The sequence below is a fragment of the Streptomyces sp. SKN60 genome (genome assembly GCF_026236535.1).
Taxonomy (GTDB): Bacteria; Actinomycetota; Actinomycetes; order Streptomycetales; family Streptomycetaceae; genus Streptomyces.
Map to the genome: position 1 here is coordinate 106,713 of NZ_JAHTMW010000014.1, position 17,298 is coordinate 124,010.

The following is a 17,298-nucleotide window of genomic DNA, read 5'->3' on the forward strand; positions in this document are numbered from 1 at the left end:
CACCACGGGAACACATCCGTGATACGGACAGGGGTTCCGAGAATGCGAACGGTCCCCTAGATTTCCTCGGCATTACCAGGTCATCGGCACGTGGGACGGGATCGCCATGTCACAAGCGGCACAAGGGAACCAAGGGAACCAATCGGTCATCACCCCCATCAGGGTGGTGATCGCGCTCTGCCTCTTCGCACCGTTCGTCGCGATGCTGTGGGTGAGCTCCTACGCGAAGGTGGACCCCACCTTCATCGGCGTCCCGTTCTTCTACTGGTACCAGATGCTCTGGGTGCTCATCTCGACCGTGCTCACCATGGTCGCCTACAAGCTGTGGCAGCGTGACCAGCGCGCCCGCAAGGGAGGTGACGCGCGATGAAGGACGGCGTGAACGGCGTCGCGCTCGGCGTCTTCATCTTCTTCTTCCTGGCCGTCACGGTCATGGGCTTCCTGGCGGCCAGGTGGCGCCGGGCCGAGAACGAGCACAGCCTCGACGAATGGGGCCTGGGCGGCCGCTCGTTCGGCACCTGGATCACCTGGTTCCTGCTGGGCGGCGACCTCTACACCGCGTACACCTTCGTCGCCGTCCCGGCGGCGATCTACGCGGCGGGCGCGGCCGGCTTCTTCGCGGTGCCCTACACCATTCTGGTCTACCCGCTGATCTTCACCTTCCTGCCGCGCCTGTGGTCGGTGTCGCACAAGCACGGGTACGTGACCACCTCGGACTTCGTCCGCGGGCGCTTCGACTCCAAGGGCCTCTCGCTGGCGGTCGCGGTCACCGGCATCCTCGCCACCATGCCGTACATCGCGCTCCAGCTGGTCGGCATCCAGGCCGTCCTGGACGTGATGGGCGTCGGCGGCGGCGAGAACACCAACTGGTTCGTCAAGGACCTGCCGCTGCTCATCGCCTTCGGCGTGCTCGCCGCGTACACCTACTCGTCCGGACTGCGCGCGCCCGCGCTCATCGCGTTCGTCAAGGACACGCTCATCTACATCGTCATCGCGGTGGCGATCATCTACATCCCGATCAAGCTGGGCGGCTTCGACGAGATCTTCGGCAAGGCCGGCGAGGCCTTCGCCCAGGTCAACCCGGCCACCGGCAAGCCCAAGGGCGCGCTCGTGCCCGGCGAGGCGAGCCAGTGGACGTACGCGACCCTGGCGCTCGGCTCGGCGCTCGCGCTGTTCATGTACCCGCACTCGATCACGGCGACGCTGTCGTCGAAGAGCCGCGAGGTGATCCGCCGCAACACCACCATCCTGCCGCTGTACTCGCTGATGCTGGGCCTGCTCGCGCTGCTCGGCTTCATGGCCATCGCGGCCGGCGTCAAGGTGCAGAACGGCCAGCTCGCCATCCCGCAGCTCTTCGAGAACATGTTCCCGGACTGGTTCGCGGGCGTGGCCTTCGCCGCCATCGGCATCGGCGCCCTCGTGCCGGCCGCGATCATGTCGATCGCCGCGGCCAACCTCTTCACCCGCAACATCTACAAGGACTTCATCAAGCGCGACGCGACCCCCGCCCAGGAGACCAAGGTCTCCAAGCTGGTCTCGCTCCTGGTGAAGGTCGGCGCGCTGGTCTTCGTCCTCACCATGGACAAGACCGTCGCGATCAACTTCCAGCTGCTCGGCGGCATCTGGATCCTGCAGACCTTCCCGGCCCTGGTCGGCGGTCTGTTCACCCGCTGGATGCACCGCTGGGCGCTGCTCGCCGGCTGGGCGGTCGGCATGATCTACGGCACGGTCGCCGCGTACGGCGTCGCGAGCCCGACCCAGAAGCACTTCGGCGGCTCCTCCGCCGAGATCCCGGGCATCGGCGAGATGGGCTACATCGCCCTCACCGCCTTCGTGCTCAACGTGCTCGTCACCGTGGTCCTCACCTTCGTCCTCAAGGCCGTCAAGGCCCCCGAGGGCGTGGACGAGACCTCGCCGGCGGACTACACGGCCGACGCGGGTGACGCGGGCGTCGCCGCCGACCTGCCGAAGGTCGGCGCCGCCGGTCACTGACCCCGGACCCGCTCCGTACGGAACCTCCGCCCGTCCCCGGAATCCCGGGGGCGGGCGGAGCCGCGTCCGGGGCAGACTGCGTGCCATGGACTTCACGATCAGACCTGTACGGCCGGAGGAGTACGAGGCCCTCGGCGAGCTCACCGGCCGGGCCTACCTCGACGACGGCTTCCTCCTGCACGGCGCGGACGACTGGTACTACGGGCATCTGCGGAACGTGGCCGGGCGGGCCGAACTGGCCGAGGTGCTCGCCGCCGTGGACGCGGACGGCACCGTCCTGGGCGGCGTGACCTTCGTCCCGGCCCCCGGCGTGATGGGCGACCGCGCCCGGCCCGGCGAGACCGAGATCCGGATGCTGGCCGTCGACCGCGCGGCCCGCGGCCGGGGCGTCGGCGAGGCCCTCGTCCGGGCCTGTGTCGAGCGCGCGCGGACCGTCCTGGGCTGCTGGGGGTCCCCCCGCCGAAGGCAGGGGGCGATCGTGCTGTCCACCCAGCCCGAGATGCGCACCGCGCACCGCATATACGAGCGCCTGGGCTTCCGCCGCGTCCCGGAACGGGACTGGGCCCCCATCCCGGAGAAGCCCGATTTCCTGCTGCTCTGCTACGCCCTGGAGTTGTAGGAATCCAGACGGCTCGTCAGGCGACACACAACATGTGGGGGGTTCCACGATCGGCGCCCCCCACATGTATGCTCATCCTCGCTGTCGCCGCAGGGGAATCCGGTGGAAGTCCGGAACTGTCCCGCAACGGTGTACTAAGTGCGTTTCCGTACGACGTGAGTCCGAGGACCTGCCGACAGCACGCCCGGTCCGTCCGTTCCGGGTGCCACAGACGTCCGGGCCTCGCGGAGTGGGCCGGTGGACGCGGCGCCGCCGTGTGCGTACGTACGCCACGAAAGGCCCGTCGTTTCCCGCCTCCCCCGTCCTGGCCCCGAGCCGAGCGAGGGAGAGCCCCCACGTGACCATCGCGCCCGCCGATCCGGCTTCGGCCCAGGCTTCCGCCGTCGACGGCGACGGTCCCGGGACCGCGCTGCTGCGGACCCTGACCGAGCTGACCGCCGACCTCCCGGACACCGACCCCGGCCGGGTCGCCGCCGCCGCGCTGCGCGGCCGGCACGCCGGCTCGGACGCGGCGGAACTGCGCGAGCTGGCCACCGAGGCCGCCGCCGGCCTGATCGCCGAGGACCCGGCGTACTCCCGGCTGGCCGCCCGGCTCCTGACCCTCACGATCGCCGAGGAGGCGGCCGGCCAGGGCGCCGTGTCCTTCTCCGGCTCCGTCGCCGTCGGCCACCGCGAGGGCCTGATCGCCGACCGCACCGCCGCCTTCGTCGCGCTGCACGCGGAGCGCCTCGACGCGGCGATCGACCCGGCCGCCGACGACCGCTTCGGCTACTTCGGCCTGCGGACCCTTTACTCGCGCTATCTGCTCCGGCACCCGATCACCCGCAAGGTGATCGAGACCCCGCAGCACTTCATGCTGCGCGTCGCCGCCGGTCTGGCCGAGGACGAGAGCACCCGCGCCCTGGACGAGGTCACGGCGCTGTACGGGCTGATGAGCCGGCTCGACTACCTGCCGTCCTCCCCCACCCTCTTCAACTCCGGCACCCGGCACCCGCAGATGTCGTCCTGCTATCTGCTCGACTCCCCGCTGGACGAGCTGGACTCCATCTACGACCGCTACCACCAGGTCGCGCGCCTCTCCAAGCACGCCGGCGGCATCGGCCTCGCCTACTCCCGCATCCGCGCCCGCGGTTCGCTGATCCGCGGCACCAACGGGCACTCCAACGGCATCGTCCCGTTCCTGAAGACCCTCGACGCCTCCGTCGCCGCCGTGAACCAGGGCGGCCGCCGCAAGGGCGCCGCCGCGGTCTACCTGGAGACCTGGCACGCGGACATCGAGGAGTTCCTGGAGCTCCGCGACAACACCGGCGAGGACGCCCGCCGCACCCACAACCTCAACCTGGCGCACTGGATCCCGGACGAGTTCATGCGCCGGGTCAACGCGGACGCCGAGTGGTCGCTGTTCTCCCCGTCCGACGTGCCCGAGCTGGTCGACCTGTACGGCGCGGAGTTCGACGCCGCCTACCGCAAGGCCGAGGCGGCCGGCCTGGCCCGCAAGACCATGCCGGCCCGCGACCTCTACGGCCGGATGATGCGCACCCTCGCGCAGACCGGCAACGGCTGGATGACCTTCAAGGACGCCTCCAACCGCACCGCCAACCAGACCGCCGAGCCCGGCACGGTCGTGCACTCCTCGAACCTCTGCACCGAGATCATCGAGGTCACCGACGACGGCGAGACCGCCGTGTGCAACCTCGGCTCGGTCAACCTCGGCGCCTTCGTGCTCGCGGAGACCGGCGACCTCGACTGGGCGCGGCTCGACGCGACCGTCCGTACCGCCGTCACCTTCCTCGACCGGGTCGTCGACATCAACTTCTACCCGACCGAGCAGGCCGGCCGCTCCAACGCCAAGTGGCGCCCGGTGGGCCTGGGCGCGATGGGCCTCCAGGACGTCTTCTTCAAGCTGAAGCTGCCCTTCGACTCGGCCGAGGCGCGCGCCCTGTCGACCCGGATCGCCGAGCGGATCATGCTCGCCGCGTACGAGGCCTCCGCCGACCTCGCCGAGCGCAACGGCCCGCTGCCCGCCTGGGAGCAGACCCGCACGGCCCGTGGCGTGCTGCACCCCGACCACTACGACGTCGAGCTCACCTGGCCCGAGCGCTGGGCCGCGCTGCGCGCGCGGATCGCGTCGACCGGCCTGCGCAACTCGCTGCTCCTCGCCATCGCCCCGACCGCGACCATCGCCTCGATCGCCGGCGTGTACGAGTGCATCGAGCCGCAGGTCTCCAACCTGTTCAAGCGCGAGACCCTGTCCGGCGAGTTCCTGCAGGTCAACTCGTACCTGGTGGACGAGCTGAAGCGGCTCGGCGTGTGGGACGCGCAGACCCGCGAGGCGCTGCGCGAGGCCAACGGCTCGGTGGCCGGCTTCGGCTGGGTGCCGGACGAGGTGCGCGAGCTGTACCGGACGGCGTGGGAGATCCCGCAGCGCGGCCTGATCGACATGGCCGCCGCCCGCACCCCGTTCCTGGACCAGTCGCAGTCCCTGAACCTGTTCATGGAGACGCCGACCATCGGCAAGCTGTCGTCGATGTACGCGTACGCCTGGAAGCAGGGTCTGAAGACCACGTACTACCTGCGCTCGCGCCCGGCGACCCGGATCGCCCGCGCTGCCCAGGCCACCACCATTCCCGTCCAGCAGGCCACGCCCGACGCGGACGCCGTCGCCTGCTCCCTCGAAAACCCCGAGTCCTGCGAGGCCTGCCAGTAATGAGCACCACCCGTAAGCACAACCTGCTCGACCCGGGCTTCGAACTGACCCTGCGTCCGATGCGCTACCCGGACTTCTACGAGCGCTACCGCGACGCGATCAAGAACACCTGGACCGTGGAGGAGGTCGACCTCCACTCGGACGTCGCCGACCTCGCCAAGCTGTCCCCGGGCGAGCAGCACATGATCGGCCGCCTGGTCGCCTTCTTCGCGACCGGCGACTCGATCGTGGCCAACAACCTGGTGCTGACCCTCTACAAGCACATCAACTCCCCGGAGGCGCGGCTGTATCTGAGCCGTCAGCTCTTCGAGGAGGCCGTGCACGTCCAGTTCTATCTGACGCTGCTCGACACCTATCTGCCCGACCCGGACGACCGCGCCGCCGCGTTCGCCGCCGTCGAGAACATCCCCTCCATCCGCGAGAAGGCGCAGTTCTGCTTCAAGTGGATGGACTCCGTCGAGAAGATCGACCAGCTGGAGACGGCCGCCGACCGCCGCCGCTTCCTGCTGAACCTGATCTGCTTCGCCGCCTGCATCGAGGGCCTGTTCTTCTACGGCGCCTTCGCGTACGTCTACTGGTTCCGCTCCCGCGGTCTGCTGCACGGCCTGGCGACCGGCACCAACTGGGTGTTCCGCGACGAGACGATGCACATGAGCTTCGCCTTCGAGGTCGTGGACACCGTCCGCAAGGAGGAGCCGGAGCTCTTCGACGACGCGCTGCAGCAGCAGGTCACCGAGATGCTGAAGGAGGCCGTCGAGGCGGAGCTCCAGTTCGGCCGCGACCTGTGCGGCGAGGGTCTGCCGGGCATGAACACCGAGTCGATGCGCGAGTACCTCCAGTGCGTCGCCGACCAGCGCCTCACCCGCCTCGGCTTCGCCCCGGTGTACGGCTCGGAGAACCCCTTCTCCTTCATGGAGCTCCAGGGCGTCCAGGAGCTCACCAACTTCTTCGAGCGCCGCCCGTCCGCCTACCAGGTGGCGGTCGAGGGCTCGGTGGACCTGGACGAGGACTTCTAGATGCGCACCCGGCTCGGCACGCGGCTCGTCGCGTGCTGCGCCGCGCTGCTCACCGTCGCCGCGGGCCTGGGGATCAGGTCCGCGGCGTCGGGCGTGGTCGCCAAGTACGCGGGCGACGCGCTCTACACGCTGCTTGTCCTGGCCCTGGTGGTGCTGGTGGCACCCCGGGTGCGGCCGGCCGTGGCGGCCGGGGTCGCCCTCGGGTTCAGCTGCGCCGTGGAGCTGTCGCAGCTGACCGCCGTCCCGGCGGAGCTCGCCGCGCGCAGCACGCTCGCGCGGCTCGTGCTCGGCACGACGTTCAACGCGCCGGACCTGTTCTGGTACGCGATCGGCGCGGCGGTCGGCTGGGCCGTCCACCGCGCCGTGCGTGCGCGCAGGGGCGAGGGTCAGACGTTCGGGACGGTCTCGTAGCGCGGGGTGCCCTCTTCCATCTGGCGGAGGGCGTCCTTGCGGTCCCGCTTCGACAGCTTGTCGATGTAGAGGAAGCCGTAGAGGTGGTCCGTCTCGTGCTGGAGGCAGCGGGCGAAGTAGCCGGTGCCGCGGACCTTGATCGGGTTGCCGTGCATGTCCTGGCCGTTGACCTCGGCGTAGTCCGGGCGGGCCAGCTCGGCGTAGGCGGTGGGGACGGACAGGCAGCCCTCGTTGGAGTCGTCGAGGTGGCGCTGCTCGGCCGGCAGGTCGACGAGGACCGGGTTGATCACGTGACCGACGTGCCGCTTGCCCTCGTCGTCCATGCAGTCGTAGACGAAGACCTTGAGGTCGACGCCGATCTGGTTGGCGGCGAGGCCGACGCCCTCGGCGGTGCGCTGGCTGGTGAACATGTCGTCGATGAGCTGCGCCAGCTCGTCGTCGAACTCGGTGACGTCCTTGCACTCCCGGTGGAGCACGGGGTTGCCCACGACCGTGATGGGGCGCGAGGTGCCGCGCTCGCGGTGGGCGGTCTCGCGGGCCTCGGTGTCCTCGGTGTCGACGATGAAGCCGTCCTCGTCCACGGCGTACACGCCCGTCTGCTCCTGCTCAGTGCCCTGCTGCGACATGTCCGCCGTACGCCTTCTTCCTGAGATCCGAGGGATCCGTCGTAGATATGGGGTACAGCCTACGGGCAGCGGTCAGCAGACTTCCTCCAGATCACGCCATTCCCGGCTGTCCGGGCTGTCCGCCACCCAGCCGTCGAGCAGCCCGCGGACCAGGCCCGCCGGGGCCGCGATGCCGCACTCGCGCTCCGGCACCCACAGCTCGCCGGGCGAGCGGTGGCCCAGCGGACCGGGGTGGCCGGGCTCGCTGTGGTCGTGCGGGTCCAGGTGCTCGCCCTCGCCCTCGGCGCTCGGCATCGTCGACTCGGAGCAGGCGCGGCAGAGCAGCCGGACGGAGGACGACCAGTCCTCGGCGGCGAAGCCCGCGTCGGCGGCCAGCTGCTCCAGGGCGTCCCGGTCGGCCTCGGTGGCCGCCTCCAGGAGAACCACCCAGGTGGGGACCGGGGAGGGCGCCCACAGCTCGATCTCGTCGAAGACCGGGTAGGAGGGTCCGGCGCTGGTGGTGCGCTCGCCGTTGGGCACGCCGTCGTGCAGCACGACCTCGCCCCAGCGGCGGCCGGAGGACGGCAGCGGGATGGACAGCACCTCAATCCGGGCCGGGTCGAGCCGGCGGCCCCACACGACCTCGGCCTCGCCCTCCGGGGAGAGCCGCACGGCCGCGCTGCCCAGCTCCATGCCGGCCGGCTCGCCGGTGCCGGAGGCGGCTCCCGGGACCCGCAGTCCGTAGGCCTGCCAGGCGCGGCGGGCCAGCGGCCAGTCCTGCAGGGCGGTGGCGGCGATGCCCACGTTCCACCAGTCGGGGGCGCCGGTCTCCTTGTCGAGCAGGGCGACGGCGCGCAGGCCGGCGGCCCGGGCCTGCTCCCAGTCGTGCCGGAACTTGTGCAGGAGGGCCAGGTTGAACCAGGACTCGGAGAGCCAGGGCTCCAGGTCCGCCGCGCGGGTGAGAAGCGCGCCCGCGTCCTCGTACCGTCCGTCGCCGATCAGCGTGAACGCGCGGTCGGTGGCCTGCCGCCACGAGGCGGAGGGCCGATGCCGTACCTTCCCGAAGATCCTCACGATTCCCGCCTGCCGGTCGCTACACCCTCTTGTTCGCATCCAACCATGCCCGGTCGGACGCGCGCTCATTACCCATGGGTTACCCCGGAGGAGCTGGGGTGACGCCGCCTCGCGCGAGAACCCGGGCGAGGGACTCGACGACGTCGGGGTGGTAGTCGCGGGCGGTGCCGAGCCGGAGCCGTTCCAGGGCCCCGAGGGCGCCGCCCGCGCGGTCGCCGGCCAGGTCGTCGTAGGCGTTCACGGTCCGTACGATCCGGGCGGGCAGGGGCTGCTCGCGGTACGGGTCGGCCTGCTGCTCGACGATCCGGGCGACGGCCTCGTGGACCCCGGTCCGGCGCACCACGGCGGCGCCGAGCAGGGCGATCCGGCGCTGCTCCGCGGCGGGCAGCGGGGCGGTGGCGCCGCCGTCGACCGGGTCGACCAGGGACAGCTGTCCGATGTCGTGCATGAGCGCCGCGTATTCGAGGTCGGTCAGCGCGGGCCCGGAAAGGCCGAGCTCCCGGCCGACCGCCCGGCTGAGCGCGGCGACCCGGCGGGCGTGCCCGGGCGGGGTGCAGCCGGCGATCTCGGTGGCGCGGGCGAGGGAGGCGATGGTCTGCCGGTTGGTGGTGCGCACGGCGGCCCAGCGGCGCAGCGAGACCTGGGTGAGCAGCAGCGGTACGGCGAAGACGGGCAGCGCCCACAGGCCCGCGACGGCCACCCCGAGGGCCATCACGGCGCCGGTGGCGCACACGGCGGAGCCGATGCCGAGCAGGGCGCGCAGCTCGTCGCGGAGCAGCGGCCCGTAGGGGTGGTGCTGGCGGGCGCGGCGCAGCAGGGCGGCGACGACGGCGCCGCAGAGGGCGGTGAGGAGGAGCAGGAGCAGCAGGAAGAGGGCGTACCGCGGGCCCTCGCCGATCCGGGCGGTGAGGGTGCCCGCGTTGTAGAGGGGCTGGAAGCAGAGCGCGGCGAAGCCGACGGTGAGGACCCGGAGCGCGAGCTGGTCGCGGTCCGGGCCGTGGCCGCGGGCGATGTGCGGGACGCTGCCGACGAGGCCGGCGGCGACGACCACGGCGACGGTCTGGAGCACGCCGTGGGTGGTGGGCCGGCCGGCGCTCTCGCCGAGCAGCGCGTACGCGAGGGCGCCGGCGGCGGCCAGCGGCGCGGGCTCCCTCCCCCATAGCTCTTCGAGCATGGGAGGTACCCCCACGCGCCGGGCGCCCCGGCCGGTGAGCTCGCCGAGCGCGACGAGGACACCGAAGGCGAGGGCGTGACCGGGCTCGTCGAGTCCCTGCCAGAGGGTCCCGGCGAGGCCGCCGAGGGCGAGCAGCAGCGCGGCGCCGTGGACGAGCCCGATGGTGAGGCGCCCGCCGCTCAGGCGTCCGCCGCTCACGCGGGCTCCTGGAGCGCGGCTTCGGGAGCGGGCTCGGCCGGTCCGGGGGCCGTTTCGGGACCGCGTGGGGTGGGGACGGCCGGCTCGTCGGCGGTGACCTCGGTCTGCCAGCCGTGCCGGTGCAGGGCGCGGGCCAGGGCCTCGACCATCCGCGGGTCGAACTGGGTGCCGGCGCACCGCTCCAGCTCGGCGAGCGCGGTCCCGACCGGCCGGGCGCGGCTGTAGCAGCGGGTGGAGGTCATGGCGTCGAAGGCGTCGGCGACGGCGACCACCCGCGCGTACTCGGGGATCTCGTGGCCCTTGAGGCCGTACGGGTAGCCGGAGCCGTCCATGCGTTCGTGGTGGTGCAGGATCGCGGTGCGGGCCTCGCCGAGGAAGCCGATGCCGCGCACCATCTCGTGCCCGTACTCGGGGTGCAGTTCGATGATCCGGCGTTCCTCGGGGGTGAGCGGGCCGTCCTTGCGGAGCACCCGGGTGGGCACGCCGAGCTTGCCGATGTCGTGCAGGATGCCGGCGAACCGCACGACCTCCAGGCGGGGCTCGTCCATGCCGAGTTCGTGGGCGATCAGGACGGACGCGCGACCGACGCGTTCGCTGTGGCCGCGGGTGTAGCGGTCCTTGATGTCGACGGCGTGGACGAGGGCGCGGATGGTCGCCTGGTGGGCGGCGCGTTCGCGGTGGTACTGGGCGAAGCCCCAGCTGGACAGGTACATGGGCAGCAGCGCGAACAGGGCGGCCACCGGCCCGTATCCGCTGCGCCACAGCACCGCCATCATCAGTCCGGCGAGCCCGTGGACGGCGTGCGGGGCGAGGGCCCGGCCGAGCAGTCCGTGCCAGGCGGTGCGCGGCGGCTGCTGTTCGGCGGTGGCGCGGATGCCGCCGTCGAGGGCGGTGAGGACCAGGCAGAAGGTGAGGGCGGTCGCCCCGGCCGGAAGCAGCACGTAGGGGAAGTCGGGGGTCTGCGGGCCGAGCCCGAGGGACTCGTCGCAGCGCAGGGTGCGTCCGACGGCGGCCGCGGCCCCGACGGCGAGGGCGAGTTGGGCGGCCCGCCAGGCCCGGCGGAGGGCGGCGGGCGGCTGGTCGACCCGGGTGAGCACGGCGCCGGGCAGGGCGGTCAGCGCGGCGGCGGAGGGCGGAAGGAGCAGCGCGGCGGCGATGAGGACGGGATAGAAGGAGACGGGGCCCAGGGGCGCGGCTCCGCCGTCGTGGCCCGCCCGGCCGCCGAGGGCGCCGCCGGTGAGCCGGCAGCGGGCGGGCAGTTCGCACAGCGGGTAGAGCGCGGCGAGCAGCAGCACGGTCGGCCAGGGGGTGCCGGCGGCGGGGCGTAACGCGGGCAGGGTGACCGCGGCGGCGGCCAGCAGGGCGCAGCCGATGAACACACGTGCCGTTCGCGGGACCACCATCACGCCGGTCACGCTAGCGAGTTGGGGTCCCCGGGGCGGCCGGGCACGGGCGATTCGCACCATCGGGTGATACAAGCCGATGGGCCGATAGACAGACCGGGAGCCGGGCGAGGTGCTCGCCCGGCTCCCGGTACGCGTCCTGCGTCCTGCGGTCTACTGCTCCTGCGGGGTGGCGGGAGCGGCGGTGGTGGTGGCGTCCTGCTCGGGGAGCAGATGGCCCTCGCGGATCAGCTCGATCCGGCCCATCACCTTGGCGCGCAGATCGATCGGCACGTCATCGCTGCCGCAGCAGCGCTTGACCAGCTTCTTCACGGCCTGCTCGAGCCCGTACTTCTCCAGGCACGGGGAGCACTCCTCGAAGTGCACCTCGAACTTGGTGCAGTCGTTGTCCGGCATCTCGCGGTCGAGAAACTCGTAGAGATGGTCCAGGATCTCCGAGCAGTCCGTCTCGTGCGGATCTCCGCAGCTCATGAGCCCGAGCCTTTCAGATCGTGCGACGACTCACCGGCGCCCGCGGGTACCAGCCCGCGGTCGCGAGCGTAGTCCTCGAGCATGCCGCGCAGCTGGCGGCGGCCCCGGTGCAGTCGGGACATCACCGTACCGATGGGTGTACCCATGATGTCCGCGATCTCCTTGTACGCAAAGCCCTCTACATCCGCGAGATAGACGGCGATGCGGAACTCCTCGGGGATCGCCTGCAGCGCTTCCTTCACGTCGGAGTCCGGCAGGTGGTCGAGGGCCTGCGACTCGGCCGAACGCAGTCCGGTCGACATGTGCGACTCGGCGCGGGCGAGCTGCCAGTCCTCGATCTCCTCGGCAGCCGAGCGCTGGGGCTCACGCTGCTTCTTGCGGTACGAGTTGATGAACGTGTTGGTGAGGATGCGGTACAGCCACGCCTTGAGGTTCGTGCCCTCGCGGAACTGGTGGAAGGAGCCGTACGCCTTCGCGTAGGTCTCCTGCACCAGGTCCTCGGCGTCGGCCGGGTTGCGCGTCATGCGCAGCGCGGCCGAGTACATCTGGTCGAGGTAGCCGAGGGCGTCCCGCTCGAAGCGCGCGTTGCGCTCCGCGGTCGTCTCCTCGGGGCCGTCGTCGGTCCCTGTGTCGGTCCCAGTGACCGGACCCACCTCCTCCAGCGCTGCGGCGAACCCGAACGCGGACCCGCTCGCTTCGGAGGATAGACGAGGAACCGCTCCGCCCGCCGCCCGAACAGGGGCGACCCGCGCCGCGGGCAGCACGGTCCAGTCGAGCTCCGTGTGCTGCGGTCGCTCACGGCAGATGGCAGAACCCATGCGACGGACTCCCTCTTCCTTTGCTCCAAGCACCGATGTCCGTCACAACAGCACCGCCCCGCCCGGCATTCCCGGCCCCCGGCGGGCGGTCAGCGGAGTGACGCGAGCCACTCGGTGACGGCGCCCACCACGGTGTCCAGGGCCTCGTCCTGGGTGATCGGGGCGCGCTTGGGCACGGCGAGGCCGTGGTCGGCGTACGGCACCTCGGCGAGGGTGTGCGGGCCGGCCGGGAACTCCGCCGGTTTCCCGAAGGGGTCGTTGCCGCCCTGCACGACGAGGGTCGGCACACCGGCGCCCAGGAGTTCGTCAGCTCGGGAGCGTTCCGGCTTGCCCGGCGGGTGCAGCGGGAAGCTCAGGGCGAGGACGGCGGCGGCGCCGAGTTCGCCGGCGGTGCGGCAGGCGACCCGGGCGCCGGCGCTGCGGCCGCCGGCGATCACCGGCAGACCGGGTGCGGCGAGCGCGGGCCACAGTCCGCGCCAGCCGGTGTCGAGGGTCTTGGGCGCGGGGGCGACCTTCTTGCCGGCGACCCGCCAGGGCTGCTCGACCAGGGCGACGCTCACGCCCTCGGCGGGCAGCGCGGCGGCCAGGGCGACCAGGTCGCGGGCCTCGATGCCGCCGCCGGCGCCGTGGCTCACCGCGAGCACGGTCCACGGCTTGCGCGCCGGGTGCCAGGTGATCCGGGCGTCCCCGGCGTCGGTGGGAACGGTCTCGCTCTTCGTCACGTCCTTGGTCACCTCCCCATCCTGCCGCGCAGAGGCCGGGGAACGGCGGAGGCGTCAGAACAGGGTCGCCTCCTCCGGGCCCTCCAGCTCCTTCAACAGCTCGGGCCCGTTGTTGCGCACGTTGCTGACCGCCGTCGCCACCGGGTAGGCCCGCATCAGGCCCTCCGGCGGCGGGGCGAGCAGCCCGCCGAGCGCGCCGGGCGTGGTGCGGGCCGGGTCCAGCCAGGCGTCCCAGCGGTCCGGGGTGAGCATCAGCGGCATCCGGGGGTGGATGTCGGCGAGCGAGCGCGGGCCCTCGGCCGGGGGGACGCCGAGCGGCGCGGTCTCGGCCTCGGTGGTGACCACCGAGCAGGTCACCCACCAGGCCAGCGGGTGGGCGTCGGGCAGGGTCCGGTCGCGCCAGAACTCGTAGATCCCGGCCATCGCGAAGACCGAGCCGTCGGCCGGGGTCACGAAGTAGGGCTGCTTACGGGCCCGCTTCCGCTTCCCCTCGACCTCCAGGTCGCGCTCGTCGGCGCCGGTCACCCACTCGTAATAACCGTCGGCCGGCACGATGCAGCGGCGCCGGGCGAAGGCCTCCTTGAAGGACGGCTTCTCGTGCAGGGTCTCCGCGCGGGCGTTGATCATCCGGGCGGCGTTCTCCGGGCCCTGGACCCAGGACGGCACCAGGCCCCACTTCAGGACCCGCATCTGGCGAACCGGGCGCCGCGTTTCCGCGTCTTTGAGAGGACGCTCCAGGATCACGTGGACCTGCTTGGTCGGGGCCACGTTCCAGTCGGGCGCCAGCGTCTCCGCCGGCTCCCACTTCTCGACCCCGAAGGCCGCCGCCAGTTCCTCGGGGCTCCTGCTCGCCGCATACCGTCCGCACATGCGTGCCACACTGCCACGCAACCGTCACCCACCGAGGAGCCCGTCCCCACCATGACCGAATTCCTCGGCCTGTCCCTCGCCCTCGACACGACCGACGTCCTCGGCACCCAGAGCGCCCCCGAGCTGTGGATCGTGATCGTCACGGGGGTCGCCGCGCTGCTCGCCGTCGTGCCCCGCTCCATATGGCGCCTGTCCCGGAACGCGATCACCATCGCGCACGAGGGCGGACACGGTCTGATCGCGCTCGTCACCGGCCGCCGGCTGCAGTCGATCCGGCTGCACTCGGACACCAGCGGGCTGACCGTCTCGCGCGGCCGTCCCACCGGCCTCGGCATGATCCTCACGGCCGCCGCCGGCTACACCGCGGCCCCGCTGCTCGGCCTGGGCGGCGCCGCGCTGCTCTCCTCGCACCGGATCACGCTGCTCCTTTGGCTGGCCACGGCGCTGCTGCTGGTGATGCTGCTGATGGTGCGCAACGCGTACGGGATCTTCACGGTGCTGGTCACCGGCGCGGCCTTCCTCCTGGTCTCCTGGCTGACCGGCCCGGACGTGCAGTCGGTGTTCGCGTACGCGGTGGTGTGGTTCCTGCTGCTCGGCGGGGTGCGCCCGGCCTTCGAGCTGCAGGCCAAGCGCCGGCACGGAGACGCGGGCGACTCCGACGCGGACCAGCTGGGCCGGCTCACCCACGTGCCGCCGACCCTGTGGCTGCTGTTCTTCCACGCGGTCTCGATCTGCTCCCTGATCGGCGGCGGACGCTGGCTGCTCGCCGTGTAGCGGCTGCTCTTCGCCCCCGTAAAGTGAGGGCATGACCGACAGCACCCCGTCCACCGATCCGCTCACCGGCCTGTGGCCCGCCCCGTACGCGGGCGGCGCCGTCGACGCCACCGTCACCGTGCCCGGATCGAAGTCGGTCACCAACCGCGCCCTGGTGCTCGCCGCCCTCGCGGCCGAGCCGGGCTGGGTGCGCCGCCCGCTGCGCTCGCGCGACACCGTGCTGATGGCGGAGGCGCTGCGCACCCTGGGTGTGAAGATCGACGAGGGCGTGGGTCCGGACGGCACCGGCGAGGCCTGGCGGATCATCCCGGCCGGGCTGCGCGGCCCGGCGACCGTGGACGTCGGCAACGCCGGCACGGTCATGCGCTTCCTGCCGCCGGTCGCGGTGCTGGCCGACGGGCCGGTCCGCTTCGACGGCGACCCCCGCTCCCACGAGCGCCCGCTGCACGGCGTGATCGACGCGCTGCGCGCGCTCGGCGCCCGGATCGACGACGACGGGCGCGGCGCGCTGCCGATGACCGTGCACGGCGGCGGCGGTCTGGAGGGCGGTGTCGTGGAGATCGACGCCTCCTCGTCCTCCCAGTTCGTCAGCGCCCTGCTGCTCTCCGGCGCCCGTTTCAACCAGGGCGTGGAGGTGCGGCACGCAGGCGGCCGGCTGCCGTCGCTGCCGCACATCCGGATGACGGTCGACATGCTGCGCGCGGTCGGCGCGCAGGTCGACGAGCCGGAGCACGGCGGGCGCCCCGACGTGTGGCGGGTCGCCCCGTCCGCGCTGCTCGGCCGCGACCTGGTGGTGGAGCCCGACCTGTCGAACGCGCAGCCGTTCCTGGCCGCCGCGCTGGTCACCGGCGGCCGGGTCACCGTGCCGGACTGGCCGGCCAGGACCACCCAGCCCGGTGACGCGCTGCGGGAGATCTTCACCGAGATGGGTGGCACCTGCGAGCTCACCGACGCGGGCCTCACCTTCACCGGCACCGGCCGGATCCACGGCATCGACGTCGACCTCGGCGAGGTCGGCGAGCTGACCCCGGGCATCGCGGCGGTCGCCGCGCTCGCCGACTCCCCGTCCACCCTGCGCGGCGTCGCGCACCTGCGGCTGCACGAGACCGACCGGCTCGCCGCGCTCACCCGGGAGATCAACGGCCTGGGCGGCGACGTCACGGAGACCGAGGACGGCCTGCACATCCGCCCGCGCCCGCTGCGCGGCGGCGTGTTCCACACGTACCACGACCACCGGATGGCGACCGCGGGCGCGATCGTCGGCCTGGCCGTCGAGGGCGTGGAGATCGAGAACGTGAGGACGACCGAGAAGACCTTGCCCGACTTCCCGAGGATGTGGACCGAAATGCTCGGAGTCTGAGCCATGCGGCGTTACGGCAAGCACACCGACGCGGACGACATCCGCCAGCGCCCCAACCGCAAGGGCAGCCGCCCCCGGACCAACATCCGTCCCAAGCACGAGGACGCGGTCGAGGGCATGGTCCTCACCGTGGACCGCGGCCGGCTGACCTGTCTGGTCGAGGACCGGACCGTGATGGCGATGAAGGCCCGCGAGCTGGGCCGCAAGGCCGCCGTGGTCGGCGACCGGGTCTCCCTGGTCGGCGACCTGTCCGGCGAGAAGGACACCCTGGCCCGGATCGTGCGGATCGGCGAGCGCAGCTCGGTGCTGCGCCGCACGGCCGACGACGACGATCCGTACGAGCGGGTGGTCGTCGCCAACGCCGACCAGCTGGCGATCGTGACCGCGCTCGCCGACCCCGAGCCGCGCCCGCGCCTCATCGACCGCTGTCTGGTCGCCGCCTACGACGGCGGGCTCGACCCCTTCCTGGTGCTGACCAAGTCGGACCTGGCCCCGCCTTCGATGCTCCTTGAGCTGTACGGCGCCCTGGACATCCCGTACGTGGTGGTGAACCGCGAGGAGCTGTACGACGGCGGGGCGGCGGACCGGGTGCGGGAGTACCTCGGCGACCGGGTCACCGCGTTCGTGGGGCACTCGGGCGTGGGCAAGACGACGCTGGTGAACGCGCTCGTGCCGGAGGAGCGGCGGCGGCTCACCGGCCATGTGAACGCGGTGACCGGCCGCGGCCGGCACACCACGACCTCGGCGCTCGCGCTGCCGCTCGACAAGGTCGACGGCTGGGTGATCGACACCCCGGGCGTGCGGTCCTTCGGTCTGCACCACGTCGATCCGTCCCGGGTCATCCACGCCTTCCCGGACCTGGAGCCGGGCACCGAGGAGTGCCCGCGCGCGTGCAGCCACGACGAGCCGGACTGCGCGCTCGACGCCTGGGTGGCCGAGGGCCACGCGGACCCGGCCCGGCTGTACTCGCTGCGCCGGCTGCTCGCGACCCGCGAGCGCCGCGAGGGCGACTGACCGCGCACGTTTGCGGGCGGGCACGGTTGGTAAGTGCATAATCGCACCAGGTGATCCACATTGTGATCCA

Annotated in this window: 17 protein-coding genes and 1 riboswitch; of the genes, 9 read left to right on the forward strand and 8 right to left on the reverse strand. The window is 72.2% G+C overall.

The genetic code is table 11. The annotated features are described in order from the left end of the window. Window positions 1-106 precede the first annotated feature (106 nt). From KV205_RS23710 to KV205_RS23735, 6 genes are all read left to right on the forward strand, one after another. Entirely contained in the window at window positions 107-370 is a 264-nt protein-coding gene (locus tag KV205_RS23710; protein ID WP_265866579.1) for a DUF3311 domain-containing protein, read from the forward strand. Beyond that, complete coding sequence (mctP, locus tag KV205_RS23715; protein ID WP_265866580.1) at window positions 367-1,992, forward strand: monocarboxylate uptake permease MctP; 1,626 nt, start codon at window positions 367-369, stop codon at window positions 1,990-1,992. Before KV205_RS23710 ends, mctP begins: the two co-directional genes overlap by 4 nt. An 85-nt stretch (window positions 1,993-2,077) precedes the next feature. Next, window positions 2,078-2,611, forward strand: a complete 534-nt coding sequence (locus tag KV205_RS23720) for a GNAT family N-acetyltransferase (protein WP_265866581.1) — start codon at window positions 2,078-2,080, stop codon at window positions 2,609-2,611. Between the two features lie 34 nt (window positions 2,612-2,645). Further along, a riboswitch (cobalamin riboswitch) is annotated at window positions 2,646-2,803 on the forward strand. Window positions 2,804-2,948: 145 nt separating this feature from the next. Beyond that, on the forward strand, window positions 2,949-5,318 hold the full coding sequence (locus KV205_RS23725; protein WP_265866582.1) for a ribonucleoside-diphosphate reductase subunit alpha: 2,370 nt from the start codon (window positions 2,949-2,951) through the stop codon (window positions 5,316-5,318). Then, window positions 5,318-6,334 (forward strand): ribonucleotide-diphosphate reductase subunit beta, encoded by a 1,017-nt coding sequence (locus KV205_RS23730; protein ID WP_265866583.1) that lies wholly within the window; start codon window positions 5,318-5,320, stop codon window positions 6,332-6,334. The genes KV205_RS23725 and KV205_RS23730 overlap by 1 nt, the downstream gene beginning before the upstream one ends. Then, on the forward strand, window positions 6,335-6,745 hold the full coding sequence (locus tag KV205_RS23735) for a DUF2809 domain-containing protein (RefSeq protein ID WP_265866584.1): 411 nt from the start codon (window positions 6,335-6,337) through the stop codon (window positions 6,743-6,745). On the opposite strand, the gene def is transcribed toward KV205_RS23735, so the two are convergent. The 8 genes from def to KV205_RS23775 all read right to left on the reverse strand — a co-directional run bounded on the left by def (window position 6,721) and on the right by KV205_RS23775 (window position 14,080). Further along, window positions 6,721-7,371 (reverse strand): peptide deformylase, encoded by a 651-nt coding sequence (gene def, locus KV205_RS23740; RefSeq protein WP_265866585.1) that lies wholly within the window; start codon window positions 7,369-7,371, stop codon window positions 6,721-6,723. The genes KV205_RS23735 and def overlap by 25 nt on opposite strands. A 72-nt stretch (window positions 7,372-7,443) precedes the next feature. Beyond that, on the reverse strand, window positions 7,444-8,424 hold the full coding sequence (locus KV205_RS23745) for a hypothetical protein (protein WP_265866586.1): 981 nt from the start codon (window positions 8,422-8,424) through the stop codon (window positions 7,444-7,446). Window positions 8,425-8,503: 79 nt separating this feature from the next. Then, window positions 8,504-9,796 carry an HD-GYP domain-containing protein gene (locus KV205_RS23750; RefSeq protein ID WP_374214717.1) on the reverse strand — a complete coding sequence of 431 codons (1,293 nt, stop codon included), beginning with the start codon at window positions 9,794-9,796 and terminating at the stop codon, window positions 8,504-8,506. Beyond that, complete coding sequence (locus KV205_RS23755; RefSeq protein ID WP_265866587.1) at window positions 9,793-11,202, reverse strand: HD-GYP domain-containing protein; 1,410 nt, start codon at window positions 11,200-11,202, stop codon at window positions 9,793-9,795. Before KV205_RS23755 ends, KV205_RS23750 begins: the two co-directional genes overlap by 4 nt. 150 nt (window positions 11,203-11,352) lie before the next feature. Continuing rightward, entirely contained in the window at window positions 11,353-11,670 is a 318-nt protein-coding gene (gene rsrA / locus KV205_RS23760) for a mycothiol system anti-sigma-R factor (protein ID WP_265866588.1), read from the reverse strand. After that, window positions 11,667-12,323: a sigma-70 family RNA polymerase sigma factor gene (locus KV205_RS23765; RefSeq protein ID WP_265866716.1), complete on the reverse strand. Its 657-nt coding sequence runs from the start codon at window positions 12,321-12,323 to the stop codon at window positions 11,667-11,669. Before KV205_RS23765 ends, rsrA begins: the two co-directional genes overlap by 4 nt. A gap of 254 nt (window positions 12,324-12,577) precedes the next feature. Beyond that, window positions 12,578-13,210: an alpha/beta family hydrolase gene (locus KV205_RS23770; RefSeq protein ID WP_265866717.1), complete on the reverse strand. Its 633-nt coding sequence runs from the start codon at window positions 13,208-13,210 to the stop codon at window positions 12,578-12,580. Window positions 13,211-13,264: 54 nt separating this feature from the next. Further along, window positions 13,265-14,080 carry an SOS response-associated peptidase gene (locus tag KV205_RS23775; RefSeq protein ID WP_265866589.1) on the reverse strand — a complete coding sequence of 272 codons (816 nt, stop codon included), beginning with the start codon at window positions 14,078-14,080 and terminating at the stop codon, window positions 13,265-13,267. A gap of 51 nt (window positions 14,081-14,131) precedes the next feature. Between KV205_RS23775 and KV205_RS23780 the strand changes: the two genes are divergently transcribed. Genes KV205_RS23780 through rsgA form a run of 3 tightly spaced genes read left to right on the forward strand, consistent with a single transcriptional unit; the run spans window position 14,132 to window position 17,228 of the window. Further along, window positions 14,132-14,854, forward strand: coding sequence for a M50 family metallopeptidase (locus KV205_RS23780; protein WP_265866590.1), 723 nt, complete (start codon window positions 14,132-14,134; stop codon window positions 14,852-14,854). A gap of 31 nt (window positions 14,855-14,885) precedes the next feature. Then, on the forward strand, window positions 14,886-16,214 hold the full coding sequence (gene aroA, locus KV205_RS23785) for a 3-phosphoshikimate 1-carboxyvinyltransferase (protein WP_265866591.1): 1,329 nt from the start codon (window positions 14,886-14,888) through the stop codon (window positions 16,212-16,214). A gap of 3 nt (window positions 16,215-16,217) precedes the next feature. Then, window positions 16,218-17,228, forward strand: coding sequence for a ribosome small subunit-dependent GTPase A (rsgA, locus tag KV205_RS23790; RefSeq protein WP_265866592.1), 1,011 nt, complete (start codon window positions 16,218-16,220; stop codon window positions 17,226-17,228). Window positions 17,229-17,298 lie beyond the last annotated feature (70 nt).

What these genes read in the sequence shown, in the direction of transcription:
- mctP (WP_265866580.1), top strand. Translation starts at nt 367, where the DNA reads ATGAAGGACGGCGTGAACGGCGTCGCGCTCGGCGTCTTCATCTTCTTC.
- KV205_RS23735 (WP_265866584.1), top strand. Translation starts at nt 6,335, where the DNA reads ATGCGCACCCGGCTCGGCACGCGGCTCGTCGCGTGCTGCGCCGCGCTG.
- KV205_RS23720 (WP_265866581.1), top strand. Translation starts at nt 2,078, where the DNA reads ATGGACTTCACGATCAGACCTGTACGGCCGGAGGAGTACGAGGCCCTC.
- KV205_RS23730 (WP_265866583.1), top strand. Translation starts at nt 5,318, where the DNA reads ATGAGCACCACCCGTAAGCACAACCTGCTCGACCCGGGCTTCGAACTG.
- KV205_RS23775 (WP_265866589.1), bottom strand. Translation starts at nt 14,080, where the DNA reads ATGTGCGGACGGTATGCGGCGAGCAGGAGCCCCGAGGAACTGGCGGCG.
- rsgA (WP_265866592.1), top strand. Translation starts at nt 16,218, where the DNA reads ATGCGGCGTTACGGCAAGCACACCGACGCGGACGACATCCGCCAGCGC.
- KV205_RS23710 (WP_265866579.1), top strand. Translation starts at nt 107, where the DNA reads ATGTCACAAGCGGCACAAGGGAACCAAGGGAACCAATCGGTCATCACC.
- def (WP_265866585.1), bottom strand. Translation starts at nt 7,371, where the DNA reads ATGTCGCAGCAGGGCACTGAGCAGGAGCAGACGGGCGTGTACGCCGTG.
- KV205_RS23780 (WP_265866590.1), top strand. Translation starts at nt 14,132, where the DNA reads ATGACCGAATTCCTCGGCCTGTCCCTCGCCCTCGACACGACCGACGTC.
- rsrA (WP_265866588.1), bottom strand. Translation starts at nt 11,670, where the DNA reads ATGAGCTGCGGAGATCCGCACGAGACGGACTGCTCGGAGATCCTGGAC.
- aroA (WP_265866591.1), top strand. Translation starts at nt 14,886, where the DNA reads ATGACCGACAGCACCCCGTCCACCGATCCGCTCACCGGCCTGTGGCCC.